We start from the raw sequence: 766 nt of genomic DNA on the forward strand, positions 1-766 counted from the left end.
GATTTGTCGGATGTCGAATGTATGTTCGAGGTATGTCGGGGACAGCGTTGCAGGCGGCGATCGCCGGGCTGCGCGCGGCTTATGAGCAGGTGGTGGCCTGTGATTTGGACCTGTTGACCCGCCATGAACTGGTGGCCGCTCTCGATGAGTTCGAAACCCTGTCGTGTCAGCTGCCGGCGTTGGGTCAGCGCCTTTTGGCCCGGCTGCGGTGCGAGACGACACCGGCTCAGATGGGTGCGCACTCCTGGAAAGAAGTCCTGCGGGTGCGGTATCGGATCTCCACGCGCGAGGCCAATCGGCGCTTGACCGAGGCTGAATTGTTGGCGCCGCGCCAGGCGGTGACGGGCCCGTCGCTGCCGCCGGCATTAGCGGCTACCGCCGCTGCTCAAGCCCACGGGTTGATCAACGCCGAACATGTCGAGGTCATCCGCAAATCGATCACCAAACTACCAGGCTGGGTCGACACCGCCACCCGCGAACAGTTCGAACTGGACCTGGTGCGCACCGCGGTCAAGGTCGGGCCCAAAGAACTCACCGATGCCGCTGAGCTGACGCTGTTTTTGCTCGACCAAGACGGCCCCGCACCCAGCGACGTCGACCGGGCCCGCAAACGCGGAATCACAAAATCCCCACAAGGCCCCGACGGGATGGTGGGGCTGCGCGCGATGCTGACCCCCGAAGCGTGGGCGGTGTGGGAGGCGATCTTCGCCAAATACGCCGCCCCGGGCATGTGCAATCCCGACGATGCCCAGCCGTGCACCTCGGG

At 65.0% G+C, this 766-nt stretch carries 1 protein-coding gene; it reads left to right on the forward strand.

The annotated features are described in order from the left end of the window. Positions 1-17 precede the first annotated feature (17 nt). The coding region (locus AAHH99_RS24905) for a DUF222 domain-containing protein (RefSeq protein ID WP_418771137.1) at positions 18-766 on the forward strand (749 nt) is incomplete at its 3' end.

Source organism: Mycobacterium neumannii (genome assembly GCF_048452905.1).
Classification (GTDB): Bacteria; Actinomycetota; Actinomycetes; order Mycobacteriales; family Mycobacteriaceae; genus Mycobacterium; species Mycobacterium neumannii_B.